Annotated in this window: 12 protein-coding genes; 9 read left to right on the top strand and 3 right to left on the bottom strand. The window is 70.1% G+C overall.

The window, feature by feature from the left end:
• Nucleotides 1-59 precede the first annotated feature (59 nt).
• The 5 genes from OG496_RS38070 (at nucleotide 60) to OG496_RS38050 (ending at nucleotide 8,301) form a co-directional block, all read left to right on the top strand.
• Nucleotides 60-1,772, top strand: a complete 1,713-nt coding sequence (locus tag OG496_RS38070; RefSeq protein WP_405974086.1) for an ABC transporter transmembrane domain-containing protein — start codon at nucleotides 60-62, stop codon at nucleotides 1,770-1,772.
• Nucleotides 1,773-1,807: 35 nt separating this feature from the next.
• Nucleotides 1,808-3,568, top strand: coding sequence for an ABC transporter ATP-binding protein (locus tag OG496_RS38065; RefSeq protein WP_405976797.1), 1,761 nt, complete (start codon nucleotides 1,808-1,810; stop codon nucleotides 3,566-3,568).
• A 201-nt stretch (nucleotides 3,569-3,769) separates the two neighbouring features.
• Complete coding sequence (locus OG496_RS38060) at nucleotides 3,770-5,797, top strand: M4 family metallopeptidase (RefSeq protein WP_405974085.1); 2,028 nt, start codon at nucleotides 3,770-3,772, stop codon at nucleotides 5,795-5,797.
• 256 nt (nucleotides 5,798-6,053) lie between these two features.
• A complete protein-coding gene (locus tag OG496_RS38055) occupies nucleotides 6,054-7,709 on the top strand; it encodes a M4 family metallopeptidase (protein ID WP_405974084.1) in 1,656 nt (551 codons plus the stop codon).
• Between the two features lie 82 nt (nucleotides 7,710-7,791).
• On the top strand, nucleotides 7,792-8,301 hold the full coding sequence (locus OG496_RS38050; protein ID WP_405974083.1) for a DUF1990 family protein: 510 nt from the start codon (nucleotides 7,792-7,794) through the stop codon (nucleotides 8,299-8,301).
• A 98-nt stretch (nucleotides 8,302-8,399) separates the two neighbouring features.
• Here the strand turns inward: OG496_RS38050 and OG496_RS38045 are convergent, their stop codons facing one another.
• Nucleotides 8,400-11,018, bottom strand: a complete 2,619-nt coding sequence (locus tag OG496_RS38045) for a glycosyltransferase family 1 protein (protein WP_405974082.1) — start codon at nucleotides 11,016-11,018, stop codon at nucleotides 8,400-8,402.
• A 223-nt stretch (nucleotides 11,019-11,241) separates the two neighbouring features.
• On the opposite strand from OG496_RS38045, the gene OG496_RS38040 reads away from it, so the two are divergent.
• From OG496_RS38040 to OG496_RS38025, 4 genes are all read left to right on the top strand, one after another.
• Nucleotides 11,242-12,465, top strand: coding sequence for a S8 family peptidase (locus OG496_RS38040; RefSeq protein WP_405974081.1), 1,224 nt, complete (start codon nucleotides 11,242-11,244; stop codon nucleotides 12,463-12,465).
• A 219-nt stretch (nucleotides 12,466-12,684) separates the two neighbouring features.
• Nucleotides 12,685-14,784 (top strand): alpha-1,4-glucan--maltose-1-phosphate maltosyltransferase, encoded by a 2,100-nt coding sequence (locus tag OG496_RS38035; RefSeq protein ID WP_405974080.1) that lies wholly within the window; start codon nucleotides 12,685-12,687, stop codon nucleotides 14,782-14,784.
• Entirely contained in the window at nucleotides 14,781-16,481 is a 1,701-nt protein-coding gene (gene treS / locus OG496_RS38030) for a maltose alpha-D-glucosyltransferase (RefSeq protein WP_366489974.1), read from the top strand. The genes OG496_RS38035 and treS overlap by 4 nt, the downstream gene beginning before the upstream one ends.
• Before the next feature lie 120 nt (nucleotides 16,482-16,601).
• On the top strand, nucleotides 16,602-17,987 hold the full coding sequence (locus tag OG496_RS38025) for a maltokinase N-terminal cap-like domain-containing protein (protein WP_405974079.1): 1,386 nt from the start codon (nucleotides 16,602-16,604) through the stop codon (nucleotides 17,985-17,987).
• Nucleotides 17,988-18,003: 16 nt separating this feature from the next.
• On the opposite strand, the gene OG496_RS38020 is transcribed toward OG496_RS38025, so the two are convergent.
• The gene (locus tag OG496_RS38020; protein WP_405974078.1) at nucleotides 18,004-19,086 is read right to left on the bottom strand and encodes a hypothetical protein; all 1,083 of its coding nucleotides are present in this window, start codon (nucleotides 19,084-19,086) and stop codon (nucleotides 18,004-18,006) included.
• Nucleotides 19,087-19,212: 126 nt separating this feature from the next.
• A complete protein-coding gene (locus tag OG496_RS38015) occupies nucleotides 19,213-19,584 on the bottom strand; it encodes a hypothetical protein (RefSeq protein WP_405976895.1) in 372 nt (123 codons plus the stop codon).
• Nucleotides 19,585-19,623: the final 39 nt, after the last annotated feature.

Genomic DNA, 19,623 nt, shown 5'->3' with positions numbered 1-19,623 from the left:
CCAACCACCCCCGGATCGCTCACGGCTGCGCGCGCCCGGCAGCCCGAGCAAGGAGGCTCATGATCGACGCGTACGAGGATCCCGGGACACCCGACTGCCGGGGCGGCTGGCGGTTTTTGTGGTGGCTGGTGTGGCGGCAGCCGGGGCGGGCGGTGTCCGGGGCGCTGCTGTCGAGCGTGTGGATGGTGCTGATGGCGGCGGCGCCGTATCTGATGTCCCGAGCCGTTGATGACGGGCTGGTGCCGGGGGACATGGGCGCGCTGGCCTGGTGGACCGGGGTGCTGTTCGTGGTCGGCGCGGTCAACTCGTGGCTGAGCATCATGCGCCACCGCACGATGACCCGGGTCCGGATCGACGCCAACTTCCGCACGGTGAAGCTGATCGTCGGCCAGACGGTCCGGCTCGGCGCCGTCCTCTCCCGCCGGGCGCAGGCCGGTGAGGTGATCACGACCGGCGTCGGCGACGTGTGGACGATCGCCCAGTCCCTCACCGTCGTCGGCCCCGGCTTCGGCGCCCTCGTCGTCTACGGCGTGGTCGCGGGCGTGCTGCTGTCGATCTCGGCGCCGCTGGCCGCCGTGGTGCTGCTGGGTGTGCCGGTGATCGCGTTGCTCGCGGGGCCGTTGACGCTGCGGCTGCAGAGCGTGGAGACGGAGTACCGGGAGCGGCAGAGCGTGCTGACCGCGCGCATCGGCGATCTCGCGGGCGGCCTGCGCGTCCTCAACGGCCTCGGCGGCAAAGGGCTGTTCGCGGACGCGTTCCGCAAGGACTCGCAGCGGCTGCGCGTGCAGGGCTACCGGGTGGGCGCGGTGGCGAGCTGGGTGCAGGCGATCGGGGTCGGGCTGCCGACGCTGTTCCTCGCCGTGGTGACCTGGCTCGCGGCCCGGCTGGCGGCCCAGGGGCAGCTCAGTATCGGCGAGTTGGTCGCCGTGTACGGCTATGTCGCGGTGCTGATCGGCCCGGTGTCGTTCTTCGTGCAGATGGTCTACGAGTTGAGCCGGGGCGTGGTGGCCGCGCGGCGGGTCGTAGAGCTGCTGCGGCTCGAACCAGTGCCGGACGAGGGGGAGTTGGCCGCTCCCGCCGAACCGGCCGCCCTGCACGATCCCGACTCCGGGGTGCGGGTGCTGCCGGGGCGGCTGACCGCGCTGGTCGGGGCGCGGCCCGCCGACGCGCTGGCCGTGGTGGACCGGCTCGGGCGGTACGCGCCGTCCGTGGCGACCTGGGGCGGGGTGCGGCTCGACGGGATTCCGCTGGAGCAGGTGCGGGCGCGGATCCTGGTCGCCGACAACGAGGCCGACCTGTTCGCCGGACCGCTGACGGAGGTCGTGTCCGGGCGTCACGAGCGGTCGGCGGAGGCGGTGGCGAAGGCCGTGCACGCGTCCGCCGCCGACGACATCGTGCAGGGGCTGCCGGAGGGTCTCGACTCGGCGGTGGCCGCGCAGGGACGCAGTCTCTCCGGGGGACAGCGTCAACGGGTACGGCTGGTACGGGCGTTGCTCGCCGAGCCCGAGGTGCTGCTCGCGGTGGAGCCGACCTCGGCGCTCGACGCGCACACGGAGGCGGCGGTCGCGCGACGGCTACATGCGGAGCGCACCGGCCGTACGACGGTGGTGACCACGACGTCCCCGCTGGTCCTGGACCACGCGGACACCGTGCACTACCTGGTCGACGGCAAGGTCGCGGCCAGCGGCGGCCACCGCCGACTGCTGGCGGAGGAACCGGGCTACCGCGCGCTGGTGGCCCGGGACGCGGACGCGGAGGAGGTCGTACGGTGACGCAGTCCTCACTGGCGAAAGGGACGCAGTCCGCACTGGCCAAGGGTCAACTGCCCGTCGCCGCAAAGGCGGACGTACGGCGGGCCGCGCTGCGCCTGGTGCGGGCGGACCGGCGGGCGTTCGCCGTCGTGCTGGTGGTGAACGCGCTGGCCGCCGCGGCCGGGCTGGCCGGGCCGTGGCTGCTCGGGCGGATCGTGGACGACGTGCGGGCCGGGGCCGGGGTGAGCACGGTGGACCGGCTGGCGCTGGTCATCGTGGCGTGCGCGCTGGCCCAGTTGCTGCTGGCGCGCTGGGCACGGTACGTGGGGCACCGGTTCGGTGAGCGCACGCTGGCGCGGGTGCGGGAGGACTTCGTCGACCGGGCGCTGGCACTGCCCGCGTCGGTGGTGGAGCGGGCCGGGACGGGTGACTTGACCGCGCGCGGCACGGCGGACGTGGCGATCGTGGGGACGACCCTGCGCGATGTCGGGCCGGATCTGCTGGTCAACTCGGTGCAGGCGCTGTTCGTGATGGGCGCGGTGTTCGCCCTCGACCCGCTGCTCGGGCTGTTCGGGGTGCTGGGGCTCACGCCGGTGTGGTTCGCGCTGCGCTGGTATCTGCGCCGGGCCCGGGACGGCTATCTCGCGGAGGGCGCGGCCAACTCGGAGGTCGCCGAGATCCTCACGGCGACGGTGGCCGGGGCCCGCACGGTGGAGGCGTTCCGGCTCCAGGAGCGGCGGGTGACCGCGAGCCGGGACACGCTGCGGACGGCGCTGCGGAGCCGGCTGTACACGCTGTTCCTGCGGACCGTGTTCTTCCCGGCGGTCGAGGTCTCGTACACGATCCCGGTGGCGGGTGTGCTGTTCGTCGGCGGGTGGCTGCACGGGCGCGGGGAGGTGGGCCTGGGTGCGGTGGTGGCGGCGGCGCTGTATCTGCGGCAGTTCGCCGACCCGCTGGACCAGATCCTGATGCGGATCGAGCAACTCCAGAGCAGCGGCGCCTCGTTCGCCCGCGTGGAGGGGCTGGCCCGGGCACCTCGGGCGGAGGGCGACGGCGACGCGCCGACCCCGGCGGACGACCGGATCGACGTGACGGGTGTGCGGTACGCCTACGAGCGCGGCGGCGAGGTGCTGCACGGCGTCGACCTGACCGTACGGCCGGGTGAACGGCTCGCGGTGGTCGGCCCGTCGGGCGCCGGGAAGACCACGCTGAGCCGGCTGCTGGCGGGCGTGGACGCGCCGACCGAGGGCACGGTGACCGTGGGCGGGGTGCCGGTCCACGGGCTGGAACCGGAGACGCTGCGCCGCCAGGTGGTGCTGGTCACCCAGGAGCACCACGTGTTCCTCGGCTCGGTCCGCGACAACCTCCTGATCGCCGAACCGGCCGCCACGGACGAGGAGTTGTGGGCGGCGCTGAACGCGGTCGGCGCCGAGGAGTGGGTGCGGGACCTGCCGGACGGGCTCAACACCCGCCTCGGTCCCAGGGGTTCGGCCACGGACGGCTCGCAGGCCCAGCAACTCGCCCTGGCCCGCGTGGTGCTGGCCGACCCGCACACCCTGATCCTGGACGAGGCGACGGCCCTGCTGGATCCGGCCACCGCCCGCCACACCGAGCGCGCCCTGGCCGCTGTACTGGAGGGCCGTACCGTCATCGCCATCGCCCACCGGCTGCACACCGCCCACGACGCGGACCGGGTCGCGGTGATGGAGAACGGCCTGCTGACCGAACTCGGCCCGCACGAGGAGCTGGTGGCGGCGGAGGGGGCGTACGCGGCGCTGTGGCATTCGTGGCACGGGGAGCGGCCGACGGCCACATGACCGGGAGGGGTCCGTATAGCGAACATGAATATCCGGACAACGAACGAATTCCGGCCAACATCCTGACGCGCTCCTGACAGAAAGCGCGGACTGCTGCCACTCTTCCCACTGGCGCTTCACAGCAACCCCACAGTTTCACTCCTGTGATCCCTGTGATCTCCCCTGGTCGCGTGATCCGCGACCGTCCTGAAGGAGTCAGTGTTGAGAAGCAATTCCTCGCGCAGACGCACCTCCCACATAGTCGCCGTAGCCGGCGTCACCGCTCTGCTCGCCGCGGCCGTCCAGGCCGGCGCGACCTCCTCCGCCGCTCCGGCCAAACCCCTTGCCAGCAAGGGGAATCCGGCGCACATGGCTCTCTCGCTCTCCCCCTCGCAGCGCGCCGAGCTGCTCCGCGACGCCTCGTCGGCGCGGACCTCGACGGCCGAGGACATCGGCCTCGGCGCCAAGGAGGCGCTCGTCGTCCGTGACGTCATCAAGGACGCCGACGGCACGGTCCACACCCGCTACGAGCGCACCTACGGCGGACTCCCGGTCCTCGGCGGCGACCTGGTCGTCGACACCGCCAAGTCGGGCGCCACCGAGCGCGTCATCAAGGCGACGAACGCCACCATCGCGGTCGCCGACCTCACCCCGGACGTCACGACCGCCGCCGCCGAGAAGCAGGCGGTCTCCCGCGCCAAGGCCCTCGGCTCCACCAAGTCGGCCGCGGACTCGGCCCGCAAGGTGATCTGGGCGGCGAGCGGCAAGCCGGTCCTCGCCTACGAGACGGTCGTCGGCGGCCTCCAGGACGACGGCACCCCGAACGAGCTCCACGTCATCACCGACGCGGCCACCGGCAAGAAGCTCTACGAGTACCAGGGCATCGAGAACGCCACCGGGGTCGGCAACACCCAGTACAGCGGCCAGGTCTCGCTGACGACGACCCAGTCGGGCTCCAACTACAACCTGACCGACGGCGACCGCGGCGGCCACAAGACGTACAACCTGAACCACGGGACGTCCGGCACCGGCACCCTGTTCTCGCAGACCAGCAACACCTGGGGCAACAGCACCACGTCGAACGCGGCGACGGCCGGCGCCGACGCGCACTACGGCGCGGCGGAGACCTGGGACTTCTACAAGAACACGTTCGGCCGCAGCGGCATCAAGAACAACGGCGTCGGCGCCTACTCCCGTGTCCACTACGGGAATTCGTACGTCAACGCGTTCTGGGACGACGGCTGCTTCTGCATGACGTACGGCGACGGCTCCGGCAACGCGGACCCGCTGACCGCCCTCGACGTGGCGGGGCACGAGATGAGCCACGGCGTCACCTCCAACACCGCCGGGCTCAACTACTCGGGCGAATCAGGCGGGTTGAACGAGGCGACCTCCGACATCTTCGGCACGGGCGTCGAGTTCTACGCCAACAACTCGACCGACGTGGGCGACTACCTCATCGGCGAGAAGATCGACATCAACGGCGACGGCACGCCGCTGCGTTACATGGACAAACCGAGCAAGGACGGCGGCTCGGCGGACAGTTGGTACTCGGGGGTCGGCAACCTCGACGTGCACTACTCGTCGGGCATCGCCAACCACTTCTTCTACCTGCTGAGCGAGGGCAGCGGCGCCAAGGTCATCAACGGCGTCAGCTACAACTCGCCCACCTCGGACGGACTTCCGGTCACCGGCATCGGCCGGGACAAGGCGCTGCAGATCTGGTACCGCGCGCTCACCACGAAGTTCACGTCCACCACCAACTACGCGGCGGCCCGCACCGGGACGCTGGCGGCGGCCGGTGAGCTGTACGGCACGACGGGCGCCGAGTACAAGGCGGTGCAGGACGCGTGGGCGGCCGTCGCGGTCGGTGCGCGCTCCGGTGGCGGCGGCGGTGGCGGCACGTCGTTCGAGAACACGGCCGACGTGTCGATTCCGGACAACGGGGCGGCGGTCACGTCCTCGGTCACCGTGTCGGGGCGGACGGGCAACGCGCCCACGAACCTCGCGGTCGCGGTCGACATCGTGCACACCTGGCGCGGTGACCTGGTGATCGACCTGGTCGCTCCGGACGGGTCGACGTACCGCCTGAAGAACTCCAGCTCGTCCGACTCGGCGGACAACGTGCAGGCGACCTACACGGTCAACGCGTCCTCCGAAGTCGCCAACGGCGTCTGGAAGTTGAAGGTCCAGGACGTGGCGGCACAGGACACCGGCTACATCAACAGCTGGAAGCTTACGTTCCCGTAAAAACCAGCGGTCCACTTCCGGCCGCACGAACTGGGCGCCGCCTCGGGGTTTCAACTCCGGGGCGGCGCTCTGTTGTGGACGTTTACATGGCCGCAATGTTTCCCGGACAGTCGATTTTCAGCCAACATCACTTGGGGGTCCTGACATGTACGCGCCCCTGATGCCACTCTTCCCTCACGCCGCTTCAGCACAGCCAATTCACAACCGCTCCGGTCAGTAACCCCACACTGCCGGACTCCCCCACAGAGGAGCTTGCGTGACCCCCCTCTACGCGCGTCACAAGCGCACCACCCTGGCCATCGCCACCGCGGTCGCCGCCGGAGCCCTGCTCGCCACCGGTGTCAGCACCGGTGCCTCCGCCCAGCCCGCCGCGGCCAAGCCGGCGCCCCTCGCCGCCGCCCCGCAGCTCCTCTCCAACTCCGCGCGCACCGCGCTGGTCCAGGAGAAGCAGGCCGCCGCGCCCGAGACGGCCCAGCAGATAGGCCTCGGCACCAAGGAGAAGCTGGTCGTCAAGGACGTCGTCAAGGACGTCGACGGCACGCTCCACACCCGCTACGAGCGCACCTACGCGGGCCTCCCGGTCCTCGGTGGCGACCTGGTCGTGCACACCGCGCCGTCGGGCAAGACCGAGGGTGTCACCAAGGCGCACTCGGCGGCCATCAAGGTCGCCACCGTCACGCCGAAGATCTCCACCGCCAAGGCCGAGAAGCAGGCGCTGACCATCGCCAAGGCCGCCGGCTCCGACAAGACCGCCGCCGACGGTGCCCGCAAGGTCATCTGGGCCGGCGGCGCCACCCCCGTCCTCGCCTACGAGACGATCGTCGGCGGCTTCCAGGACGACGGCACCCCGAACCAGCTGCACGTCATCACCGACGCGGCCACCGGCAAGAAGCTCTTCGAGTACCAGGGCATCGAGAACGCCACCGGCACCGGCAAGACCCTGTACTCGGGCACCGTCAGCCTCACCACCAGCCTCTCGGGCACGACGTACTCGCTGACCGACGCCTCGCGCGGCAGCCACAAGACGTACAACCTGAAGCACGGGACGTCCGGCACCGGCACCCTCTTCACCAACACCACCAACACGTGGGGCACCGGCGCCGCGTCCAGCTCCACCACGGACGTGACCGCCGCCGCGGACGCCGCCTACGGCGCCCAGGAGACGTGGGACTTCTACAAGGACACGTTCGGCCGCAGCGGCATCAAGAACAACGGTGTCGGCGCCTACTCCCGCGTGCACTACGGCAGTTCGTACGTGAACGCGTTCTGGGACGACAGCTGCTTCTGCATGACGTACGGCGACGGGTCCAGCAACACCCACCCGCTGACCTCGCTCGACGTGGCCGGCCACGAGATGAGCCACGGCGTCACCGCCAACACCGCGGGCCTCAACTACTCGGGCGAGTCCGGCGGCCTGAACGAGGCGACCTCGGACATCTTCGGCACCGGCGTGGAGTTCTACGCCAACAACTCGTCCGACGTGGGTGACTACCTCATCGGCGAGAAGATCAACATCAACGGCGACGGCACCCCGCTGCGCTACATGGACCAGCCCAGCAAGGACGGCGGCTCCGCCAACTACTGGTCCTCCTCGGTCGGCAACCTCGACGTGCACTACTCGTCGGGTGTCGCCAACCACTTCTTCTACCTGCTGTCCGAGGGCAGCGGCGCGAAGACCATCAACGGCGTGAGCTACAACTCGCCCACGTCCAACGGCTCCACGGTCACCGGCATCGGCCGCGCCAAGGCGCTGCAGATCTGGTACAAGGCCCTGACGACGTACTTCACGTCGACCACCAAGTACGCGGGCGCCCGCACCGGCACCCTGAGCGCGGCGGCCGCCCTCTACGGCTCCGGCTCCACCGAGTACAACGCGGTGGCGGCGGCCTGGTCGGCAGTCAACGTCAGCTGACGACAGCCGAGTTGACAGGCAAGTGACTAGGGCGGTACCCGGAGCGAAGGCAATTCCGGGTACCGCCCTACTCTTGGGTTCCATGTCCTTCACGTACGACGACGTCGGCGCGACCCGCGAACGCGGCTTCTGCCCCCCGGGCTTCCACCCCCTGTATGTGCGCACCCGGATCGGCGAGGGCGAGAAGGTCTTCCGCCGGGCCTCCGAAGCGGTCCTGACCTGGGAACTGCACCGCGAGATGGGCGTCGGCATCGAGGCGACCGCGGAAAAGGCGGCCCCCGGCGTGGAGGTGACAGTCACCCTCGCCGGCCTCATCAAGGCCCCCTGCCGCATCGTCTGGACGGTGGAGGAACACCGCAGAGCCGGCTGGGCCTACGGCACCCTCCCCGGCCACCCCGAATCCGGCGAGGAGGCCTTCGTCGTCGACCGCACGGGCGACGGCACGGTCTGGCTGACGGTCTCGGCCTTCAGCCGCGGCGCGAAGTGGTACGCACGGCTGGGCGGCCCGGCGACGAGGGGCTTGCAGCACGCGTACGCCCGAAGGATCGGCAGCACGCTGCGCCAGATGTGCGCGCCGTATTCGGAGGTGTAGGGAGGGAACCGCCCGCGCCCCAGCGGGGCGCGGGCCCGTGACATGTGCGGTTCCGCCGCGTGGGCGCGACCAGCCACGACGGACCCGCGGACGAAGGACTACCGCATCAACACCCCAGCACCCTCCACCCCGTCCTCCAAGGGCACCGCCACCAACCCCAACTCCGCACCAGACGCCAGCAGTCGGTGCGCGGGCAGGATCCGGACCGTGTACCCATAGGGCCCGGTGCGATCAAGGGCAAGCGGCCCCTCGTACAACCAGTGCCCCTCCGAGTCCGGACCCCCCGCCGGCTTCAAGGGGACCGTAGTCGCGTCGCCGATCCGGTCCTCCGGATCCACCCGCCCCGACACCGCCTGCACTTCGACGTCGTCCGGGGCGAGGCCCGCCAGCCCCACCCGCACCCGGAGATTGAGCGTCGTACCGAGTTCCGCAGTGGCCGTAGCCGCAGACGTCTCCACGTGGTCGACGGTCACCCCGTGCCAGGCGGCCCGCACCCGCCCCTTCCAGGCGGCGAGTTCACGAGCCGCGTCCGGGGTCATCGCACGATGGGCGTGCGCGGCCGGGCCGTACAGCCGCTCCACGTACTCCCGGACCATGCGCCCCGCCAGCACCTTCGGGCCCAGCAACGTCAACGTCTGGCGGACCATCTCGATCCAGCGGTCGGGGAGCCCGTCCTGGCCGCGTTCGTAGAAGCGCGGGGTGACGCGTTGCTCCAGGAGGTCGTAGAGGGCCGCGGCCTCCACGTCGTCCCGGTGGTCGGGATCCGTGCCGGTGCCGTCCGCCGTGGGGATGGCCCAGCCGAAGTCGGGCTGGAACCACTCGTCCCACCAGCCGTCCAGGACCGAGAGGTTGAGGCAGCCGTTCAGGGCCGCCTTCATACCGCTCGTGCCGCAGGCCTCCAGCGGGCGGAGGGGGTTGTTGAGCCAGATGTCGCAGCCGGGGTACAGCTTCTGCGCCATCGCCATGCCGTAGTCGGGGAGGAACACGATGCGGTGCCGGACGCGCGGGTCGTCCGCGAACTTCACCAGTTCCTGCACCAGCCGCTTGCCCCCGTCGTCCGCCGGGTGCGCCTTGCCCGCCACCACGATCTGAATGGGGTGGTCCGGGTGCAGGAGGAGGTCCATCAGCCGGTCCCGGTCGCGCAGCATCAGCGTCAGGCGCTTGTACGACGGGACGCGGCGCGCGAATCCGATCGTGAGGACGTCGGGGTCGAGCACGCCGTCGATCCAGCCCAACTCGGCTGATCCGGCGCCGCGTTGACGCCAGGACGCGCGGAGTCGTTCGCGTACCTCCACCACCAGCTGCTCGCGCAGATCGCGGCGCAGTTCCCAGATGTCCTGGTCCGGGATCTCCGCGACCGCGTCCCAGCGGTCCGAACCGCCCACCGTCAGCGCGTCCTCGGTGCGCTGGGCGCCGATCTGCCGCGCGCCGAGCCGGAACACCTCGGGGGCGACCCAGGTCGGCGCGTGCACCCCGTTGGTCACGGACGTGATCGGCACCTCCTCCGCGTCGAACCCCGGCCAGAGACCGGAGAACATCTCGCGGCTGACCTGACCGTGCAACAGGGAGACGCCGTTGGCCCGTTGGCCCAGCCGCAGGCCCATCACGGCCATGTTGAACAGGTTGGGTTCGCCGCCCGGGTAGGTCTCCATGCCGAGGCTCAGGATGTGCTGGACGTCCATGCGCGGGAGTTCGGCCTCGGAACCGAAGTGCCGGGCCACCAACTCCCGGTCGAAACGGTCGATTCCGGCCGGGACGGGCGTGTGCGTGGTGAAGACCGTGCCGGCCCGCACCGCCTCCAGGCCGGCGTCGAAGTCCAGCCCCGCGTCGCAGAGTTCGGCGATCCGCTCCAGGCCGAGGAAGCCCGCGTGTCCCTCGTTCGTGTGGAACACCTCGGGCTCGGGGTGACCGGTGAGACGACAGTACGTCCGCACCGCCCGCACACCCCCTATGCCGAGCAACATCTCCTGGAGCAGCCGGTGTTCACTGCCCCCGCCGTAGAGCACGTCGGTCACTCCACGCTCGCCGACGTCGTTCTCCTCGACGTCCGAGTCCAGCATCAGCAGCGGCACCCGGCCGACCTGCGCGAGCCAGATCCGGGCGCGCAGCGAACGCCCGCCGGGCAGCGCCAGGGAGACCTGGGCCGGGGAGCCGTCCTCCTCCCGCAGCAGCGCCACCGGGAGTTCGTTGGGATCGAGGACCGGATAGTGCTCCTGCTGCCAGCCGTCCCGGGACAGCGACTGACGGAAGTAGCCGTGCCGGTAGAGGAGCCCGACGCCGATCAGCGGTACGCCGAGATCGCTGGCCGATTTCAGATGGTCGCCGGCGAGGATGCCGAGGCCGCCGGAGTACTGCGGCAGGGCGGCCGTCACACCGAACTCGGGTGAGAAGTAGGCGACGGCGGCGGGCAGTTCACCGGACTGGGCCTGGTACCAGCGGTCACCGCCCACGTAGTCGGCGAGGTCACCCGCGACCTCGGTGAGCCGGCGCAGGAAACGGCTGTCCGCGGCCAGCTCCGCGAGCCGCTCGGCGGAGACGCTGCCGAGGAGTCGTACGGGATCGCGTTCCGAGGCGGCCCAGCGCTCGGGATCGACGGACTGGAAGAGATCACGCGTGTCGGCGTGCCAGGACCAGCGCAGATTGCGCGCCAGATCACTGAGAGGTCGGAGGGGTTCGGGGAGAACGGGACGGACGGTGAATCGACGGATCGCCTTCACAGCTCCACCTCGGCGCGTTCGCTGGATGACACACGGCTATGTGCGTCGTCGTCTCTGATGAAGGTACCGGTGATGGTGCGGGCGTCGCTGGGGGCTTCGCCGCCAGACCCCGACGGGCTGGTTATGACCACCCTGCACTGATACGGGCCCCTCATGCGCCCTTGTGGTGCTTCGCGCCTCACGAGAGGCTGCCCAGTGGAGAGTTGAAGGAGGGGAACTCGACATGGCACGGACGCGCACGCGGCGTCTGCGTCGGGCGGGGGGTCTGACCGCGGTCATCACGGCCGCGGTCGTTTCGGCCATCACCCTGCCCGCGCACGCCGCACCGGAGGGGACCATACTCGGCGCCGGTGAACCCGGTTCCGTCAGCGGCAGTTACCTGGTGACGTTGAAAGGGGGAACAGCGGCTCCGTCGGCGGCCGGCAAGGGCCTCGCCGAGAAGTACGGGGCGAAAATAAGCCACACCTACGGCACGGCTCTGAACGGCTACGCCATCAAGGCGAACGAGAGACAGGCGAGACTCCTCGCGGCGGACGCGCGGGTCGCCTCGGTCGCCCAGGACACCCTCGTCACCCTGGACAGCGGCAGCCGTAGCGCCGCCCGTGTCCAGCGCAATCCGCCGTCCTGGGGGCTCGACCGGCTCGACCAGGCGAGCCTGCCGCTGAGCAGGAGCTACACCTCGCCCGGGTCCGGGGGCAGCGGGGTGACGGTGTACGTGATCGACACCGGCATCCGGATCACCCACAAGGACTTCGGCGGCCGGGCGAGCTACGGCTGGGACTTCGTCGACAACGACGCCACCACCCAGGACGGCAACGGCCACGGCACCCATGTCGCCGGCACGATCGCCGGCACCACGTACGGCGTCGCCAAGAAGGCCAAGGTCGTCGCCGTACGGGTCCTCGACAACGCCGGAGCCGGTACGACCTCGCAGGTCATCGCCGGCATCGACTGGGTCACCCGGCACGCGCACAAGCCCGCGGTCGCCAACCTCAGCCTCGGCGGCATCCACAACGCCCAGCTGGACGCGGCCGTACGCAACTCGATCGCCTCCGGTGTCACGTACACCGTCGCGGCGGGCAACGACGGGCTGCAGGCCGGCCTGTACTCCCCCGCCGACGTCAAGGAGGCCATCACCGTCGGCGCCACCGACAAGAACGACGCCCGGGCGGCCTTCTCGAACTTCGGCCCGGCCGTCGACCTGTTCGCCCCGGGCGTCTCGATCACCTCCGCGTCGTACGCGAGCGACACGGGGAAGGCGACCTTCTCCGGTACGTCGATGGCATCACCCCACGCGGCCGGCGCGGCGGCCGTCTACCTGTCCGGTCACCCGCGCGCCACACCCGCACAGGTCTCCGCGGCACTCGTCGCGGGGGCGGTTTCCGGCAAGGTGTCCGGCGAAGGGCTCGGTTCGCCGGACAAACTCCTGCAGGTACCGCGGTCGTAGTGCGAGAGTGCCGGGACCGGCCCCGTTCGCCCTGGACGGGGCCGGATCTTTCTGTGGAGATCTGCGCGTAAGTAGTTAGCAACCTGCCGGATTGCTAACCCGAATAGGGTGGGAAGGCTCCACCGGTACGCCCCCAGACGCACCACGGGATCTCCTTCGCAGGACCCACCTCCCCACATCCATCCGCCCACACCCACGTTGACGCGGACAGGAGCGGTCATGCCCGCCACGCACCACTCGTCAGCACCCCCGACACCCGGCACGGCCACGCCCCCCGTGCGCCCCGCCGGCACGGCACCACCCGTCCCGGAGCCACCCTCCGCGGACGGCACATCGCCCGGCATCGGACGCATCCCCGTCCTCGATGTCCGGCCGGTCGTCCAGCACGGCCACCGGTCCGCCAAGGCGGTGACCGGTGAGGCGTTCGAGGTCTCGGCCATCGTCTTCCGCGAGGGCCACGACGCGGTCGCGGCCAACGCCGTCCTCTACGACCCGGACGGCCGCCCCGGTCCATGGACCCCGATGCGGGAGCTCGCCCCGGGCACCGACCGCTGGGGCGCCACGGTCACACCCGGCGCACCCGGCCGGTGGACCTACACCGTGGAGGCCTGGAGCGACCCCGTCACCACCTGGCGCCACCACGCCCAGATCAAGATCCCGGCGGGCATGGACACGGAGCTGGTCCTGGAGGAGGGCGCGCGGCTGTACGAACGCGCCATCTCCGGCGTACCGAAGGGCAAGGGCCTCCGCCCCGTCCTCCGCGCCGCCGTATCCGCCCTCCGCGACGAGACCCGCCCGCCCGCGTCCCGCCTCGCCGCCGCGCTGACGCCGGAGGTGGACGGGGTCCTGGCCCGGTATCCCCTGCGGGAACTGGTCACGGTCGCCGAGCCCCGTCCGCTCCTGGTCGAGCGGGAGCGTGCCCTCTACGGCGCCTGGTACGAGTTCTTCCCGCGCTCCGAGGGCACCCCGGCCCAGCCCCACGGCACGTTCCGTACGGCCGCGAAACGCCTGGACGGCATCGCGGCGATGGGCTTCGACGTGGTGTACCTGCCGCCGATCCACCCGATCGGGAGCACCTTCCGCAAGGGCCCGAACAACACCCTGTCCGCGGGGCGTGAGGACGTCGGCGTCCCGTGGGCGATCGGTTCCCCGGAGGGCGGGCACGACGCGATCCACCCGCAGCTGGGCACCCTGGAGGACTTCGACGCGTTCGTCGCCCGGGCCGCCGAACTGGGCATGGAGATCGCGCTCGACTTCGCGCTCCAGTGCTCGCCCGACCACCCGTGGGTGGAGAAGCACCCGGAGTGGTTCCACCACCGCCCCGACGGCACGATCGCCTACGCGGAGAACCCGCCGAAGAAGTACCAGGACATCTACCCGATCGCCTTCGACCGGGACATGGACGGCCTGATCACGGAGACGGTGCGGGTACTACGTCACTGGATGGACCACGGCGTGCGGATCTTCCGCGTGGACAACCCGCACACCAAGCCGGTGGTGTTCTGGGAACGGGTGATCGCGGAGATCAACGGCACCGACCCGGACATCATCTTCCTGGCCGAGGCGTTCACGCGCCCGGCGATGATGGCCACCTTGGCGCAGGTCGGTTTCCAGCAGTCGTACACCTACTTCACCTGGCGCAACACGAAGGACGAACTCACCGAGTATCTGAGCGAGTTGTCGGGTGAGGCGGCGGCCTATATGCGGCCGAACTTTTTCGTGAACACCCCGGACATCCTGCACGAGTTCCTCCAGGACGGCGGCCGGCCCGCCTTCGAACTGCGCGCGGTGCTCGCCGCGACCCTCGCTCCCACGTGGGGGGTGTACAGCGGGTATGAGTTGTGCGAGAACACCCCGTTGCGGCCCGGCAGCGAGGAGTATCTCAACTCCGAGAAGTACCAACTCCGTCCCCGCGACTGGGTGTCGGCCGAGCGGGAAGGACGTAGCATCGCGCCATTGCTGGGCAAGCTCAACGACATCCGGCGCCGCAGCCCGGCGTTGCGGCAGTTGCGCGATCTCCACTTCCACGATGTGGATCAGGAGGCGGTGATCGCGTACTCGAAGCGGAGCGGTTCGAACACGGTTCTGGTGGTCGCGAACCTCGACCCTCACCACACCCAGGAGGCCACGGTCTCGTTGGACATGCCGCAACTCGGCCTGGAATGGCACGAGTCGGTGCCGGTGCGCGACGAGCTCACCGGTGAGACCTATCACTGGGGCAGGGCCAACTATGTGCGCCTGGAGCCGGGTAACCGGCCCGCACACATCCTCACCGTCCTGCGACCGTCCCCGCAGATCGGAGGGTCACCCACCATATGATCGTCAACGAGCCCGTCCCGGACACCTTCGAGGACACTCCCGCCAAGGACCGGGACCCCGAGTGGTTCAAACGCGCCGTCTTCTACGAGGTCCTGGTCCGCTCCTTCCAGGACAGCAACGGCGACGGCGTCGGTGACCTCAAGGGCATCACCGCCAAACTCGACTACCTCCAGTGGCTCGGCGTCGACTGCCTCTGGCTGCCACCCTTCTTCAAATCCCCGCTCCGGGACGGCGGTTACGACGTCTCGGACTACACCGCCGTACTCCCAGAATTCGGCGACCTCGCCGACTTCGTCGAGTTCGTCGACTCCGCCCACCAGCGGGGCATGCGCGTCATCATCGACTTCGTCATGAACCACACCAGCGACCAGCACCCGTGGTTCCAGGAGTCGCGAAAAGACCCCGACGGCCCGTACGGCGACTACTACATGTGGGCCGACGACGACAAGCAGTACCCCGACGCCCGCATCATCTTCGTCGACACCGAAGCCTCCAACTGGACCTTCGACCCGGTCCGCAAGCAGTACTTCTGGCACCGCTTCTTCTCCCACCAGCCGGACCTCAACTACGAGAACCCGGCCGTGCAGGAAGAGATCATCTCGGCGCTGAAGTTCTGGCTGGACCTGGGCATCGACGGCTTCCGCCTGGACGCGGTCCCGTACCTGTTCGCGGCCGAGGGCACCAACTGCGAAAACCTTCCGGCAACCCACGAGTTCCTGCGCCGGGTGCGGAAGGAGATCGACGCGCAGTACCCCGACACGGTGGTGCTGGCGGAGGCGAACCAGTGGCCCGAGGACGTCGTCGACTACTTCGGGGACTTCCAGAGCGGCGGGGATGAGTGCCACATGGCATTTCATTTCCCGGTCATGCCGCGGATCTTCATGGCGGTCCGCCGTGAGTCCCGCTACCCCGTCTCGGAGATCCTGGCCAAGACCCCGGCGATCCCGTCCAGCTGCCAGTGGGGCATCTTCCTGCGCAACCACGACGAGCTGACCCTGGAAATGGTCACCGACGAGGAACGCGACTACATGTGGGCGGAGTACGCGAAGGACCCGCGCATGCGCGCCAACATCGGCATCCGCAGGCGCCTGGCCCCGCTCCTGGACAACGACCGCAACCAGATCGAACTCTTCACGGCCCTGCTCCTGTCCCTCCCCGGCTCGCCGATCCTCTACTACGGCGACGAGATCGGCATGGGCGACAACATCTGGCTCGGCGACCGCGACGCCGTCCGCACGCCGATGCAGTGGACACCGGATCGCAACGCAGGATTTTCGTCCTGTGACCCCGGCCGGCTGTCGCTGCCGACCATCATGGACCCCGTCTACGGCTACCAGGTCACCAACGTCGAGGCGTCGATGTCGTCGCCCTCCTCGCTGCTGCACTGGACGCGCCGCATGATCGAGATCCGTAAGCAGAACCTGGCGTTCGGCCTCGGCTCGTACCGGGAACTGCCGTCGTCGAATCCGGCGGTGATCGCGTTCCTGCGCGAGTACGAGGACGACCTCGTGCTGTGCGTGAACAACTTCTCCCGGTTCGCGCAGCCGACGGAACTGGACCTGCGGGCGTTCAATGGGAGGCATCCGGTCGAACTGTTCGGCGGGGTGCGCTTTCCGGCCGTAGGAGAGCTGCCGTACTTGCTGACGCTGGCGGGGCACGGCTTCTACTGGTTCCGGCTCCGCAAGGAAGCCGCCTAGATCGCTGCTGGATCCGTGCGGGATCCCGGTGGGGCGGGGCGGTTTCGGTTTCCCCCGCCCCGCCCGGGGCACGCAACAGTGACACCCCGACCCACCCCCGGGGAAAGGAATGTGACACCTATGGCGGAGACTGTCACAATTTCCGGCCGGACCAGTCCGGGTCCCGGTCCGGACCTCCTCGCGTCACTGGACCCCCTCCTGCGGGAGTGGCTGCCCAGGCAACGGTGGTTCGCGGGCAAAGGCCGTCCCGTCACGGGTTTCACGCTGGTGGCGGCGACCGAGCTCCTCCCGGTGGACGGCAACAAGCCAGGCCTCCACCACCTCCTGGTCCGCGCTCACCAGTCCCCCGCCCCCGGCGACTGCTACCAACTCCTCATAGGCGTGCGCGAGGCGCTGCCACCCCGGCTCGCGCCCGCGCTCATCGGACATGTGGAGGAGGGCCCGCTCGCCGGTCACACGGTGTACGAGGCCCTGTACGACCCCCGGCCCGCCGAGGTGCTCCTGGAGGCGCTGCGCACCCGGGCCCGCATCGGCGGGCTGCGCTTCGAACGGGCCCCGGACGCCCCGGAGATCGCCCCCGGCCTGACCCCACGCCTGATGACGGCCGAACAGTCCAATTCATCGGTGGTCTACGGCGACACGTACATCCTGAAACTCCTGCGCAGGATCGTCCCCGGCACCAACCCCGACCTGGAACTCCCGCTGGCCCTGGCGCTGGAGGGCTGCCCGCGGGTACCGGCCCCGACGGCATGGCTACGGGCGGAGTTCGCCGACGAGCCGTACGTCCTGGGAGTTCTCCAGCCCTTCGTGCAGGGCGCGGCGGACGGCTGGGAACTGGCGCTCAGCGAGTTGTCCAAGGGCGAGGACTTCGGCGCGGAGGCGAGGTCGCTGGGCAGGGCGACGGCGGAGGTCCACGTGGCCCTGGCGCGAGCGCTGCCGACGATGACGTTGGGCCACGCGCAGCTGGAACAGCTGGTCGCCGGCATGACCGACCGCCTGGACGCGGCGGCACAGGCGGTACCGGCACTCCGCCCGTACGCCCCTGGCCTGCACTCGGCGTTCTCGGCTTTGGCGGACCTGGCCGCGGAGGGCCACACCTGGACCGCCCAGCGCATCCACGGCGACCTGCACCTGGGCCAGTGCCTGCACTCGCCGTCCGGGGAATGGTCCCTGATCGACTTCGAGGGCGAGCCGTCCAGGCCCCTCGCGGAACGCCGCATGCCCCAGCCGCCGGTGCGGGACATCGCGGGGATGCTCCGTTCCTTCGACTACGCGGCCCACTCGACGACACCGGCGGCGCCGGGCTGGGCGGACATGTGCCGGGCGGCGTACTGCTCGGGGTACGCGGAGGTGACGGGCGTGGATCCGCGTACGGATCCGGTCCTGCTCCGCGCGTACGAGACGGACAAGGCGATCTACGAGGTCCTCTACGAGGCCCGCCATCGTCCCGACTGGCTCCCGGTCCCCTTGTCAGCGGTCCGCCGCCTGGCCGGCCCCACGACCTGACCCCACCCGCCCCCCCTCACCCCGCCCAGGAGGCTCCACCCGTGACCCCGCGTCCCCCGTCCAACGGTTCCGATCCGAAGCCGAGCAAGAAAGCGGCCGAGGGGAAGAACGGTGCGGAAGTGCAGCCGACGGCTCCTGGAAAGAAGGGGGGCGGTGGCGGGGGTGGCGTAAAGAAGGCCGCCGGGGCTTTGGGGGAGGCTGCGGGTGAGGGGGCTGTGGGTGAGGGGGGCGCGGTTAACGGGGGCGCGGGCAAGAAGGCAGCGGGCAAGGGGACGGCTGCGGCGAAGGCGATGAAGAAGAGGGGCGGGACGGGGAGCGCCACCACGAAGAAGGCAGGTACGAAGGGGTCGACGGCTGAGACGGCTGCGCCCGGGAAGACCGGGGCCGAGAGGGCAGCGGCGAAGGACGCGCGGGCTGAGACGGCCAAGTCCGGAAAGACCGGAGCCAAGGCGGCGAAGAAGAACACACCCGCCGAGACGACTGAGCCTGGGAAGACCTCGGCCAAGACGACGGCGGCGAAGAACGCGCCAGCTGACACCGCCAAGCCCGGAAAGGCCCGAGTCAAGAAGGCCAAGAAGAACACGCCGGCCGATACGGCTGAGCCTGGAAAGGCCGCCGCCAAGAGGGCGACGACGAAGAACGCCAGCACGAAGAAGGCGGCGGCAACGAAGGCGGCGGCGAAGAACGCCGTGATCAAGAAGGCCGCGGCCAAGCAAGCGACGAAGAAGAACGCCGTGGCGAAGACTGGTTCGGCGGAAGACACCTCGGCGACAAAAGCTGCGACGGAGAAGGCCATGACGAAGACGGGCGCCGCGAAGACGGGTACGGCGAAGAGGACGAACGTGACGGCGAAGATCCCGGCGGAGACGGGCTCGCCAGAAGAAGTCGTGGCGGAAACGAGCAGCGCGAGGAAGACCGTGACGAAGAAGGCCGCAGCGAAGAAGGGCGTGACCAAGAAGGTCGCCGCCAAGAAGGGTGCCGGGAAGAAGAACTCGGCGAAGAAGGGCCTGGCCAGGAAGACGATCGCTGCTGACGAGAAGTCCACGCGGAGGACGGTTACCGCCGACACGGGGTTGGATTCGGGGGCGGCTTCTCCCACGCAGGAAAGCGCGGCTCCCGTATCGGAGGGGGCGGACTCCGCACCGGAGCAGGTGGCTTCGGCGGCGCAGGGGGCTTCCGCAGCGCAGGGGTCTTCGGCAGCAGAGCAGGCGGCTTCCACACCGGGTCAGGCGGCTGAGGCCTCCGGCATCACGTCCACCTCGGAGACGGGCCCCACCCCGGAGACGGCCGAGGCCGCAGAGCCGACCACGTCCTCGACGCCGCCCACCGCACCCGCTCCGGCGGTGCTGCCGACTCCGGACGACACCTCGGAACCGGGGTCGGCCACACTGCCGACTCCTGCCGATGCCCTGGAGGCGCAGACGGCCACACCAGCGACCCCGTCAGCCACACCGACCCCGACCACCGCTCCGGCTCCGGCTCCGGCTCCGGCCACACTGCCGATATCGGCCGACGCCCCGAAGCCAGTCACACCGCCGATCACCGAACCGACCTCGGCCCCGCCGATGGCCCCGACCGACGCACACGAGTCGGCCACACCGTCGTCGTCGCCAACCGGAGCTGCTCCGGACCAGAC

This window comes from Streptomyces sp. NBC_00988 (assembly GCF_045162645.1).
Classification (GTDB): Bacteria; Actinomycetota; Actinomycetes; order Streptomycetales; family Streptomycetaceae; genus Streptomyces.
This window is presented reverse-complemented; position numbering and strand designations above follow the sequence as displayed.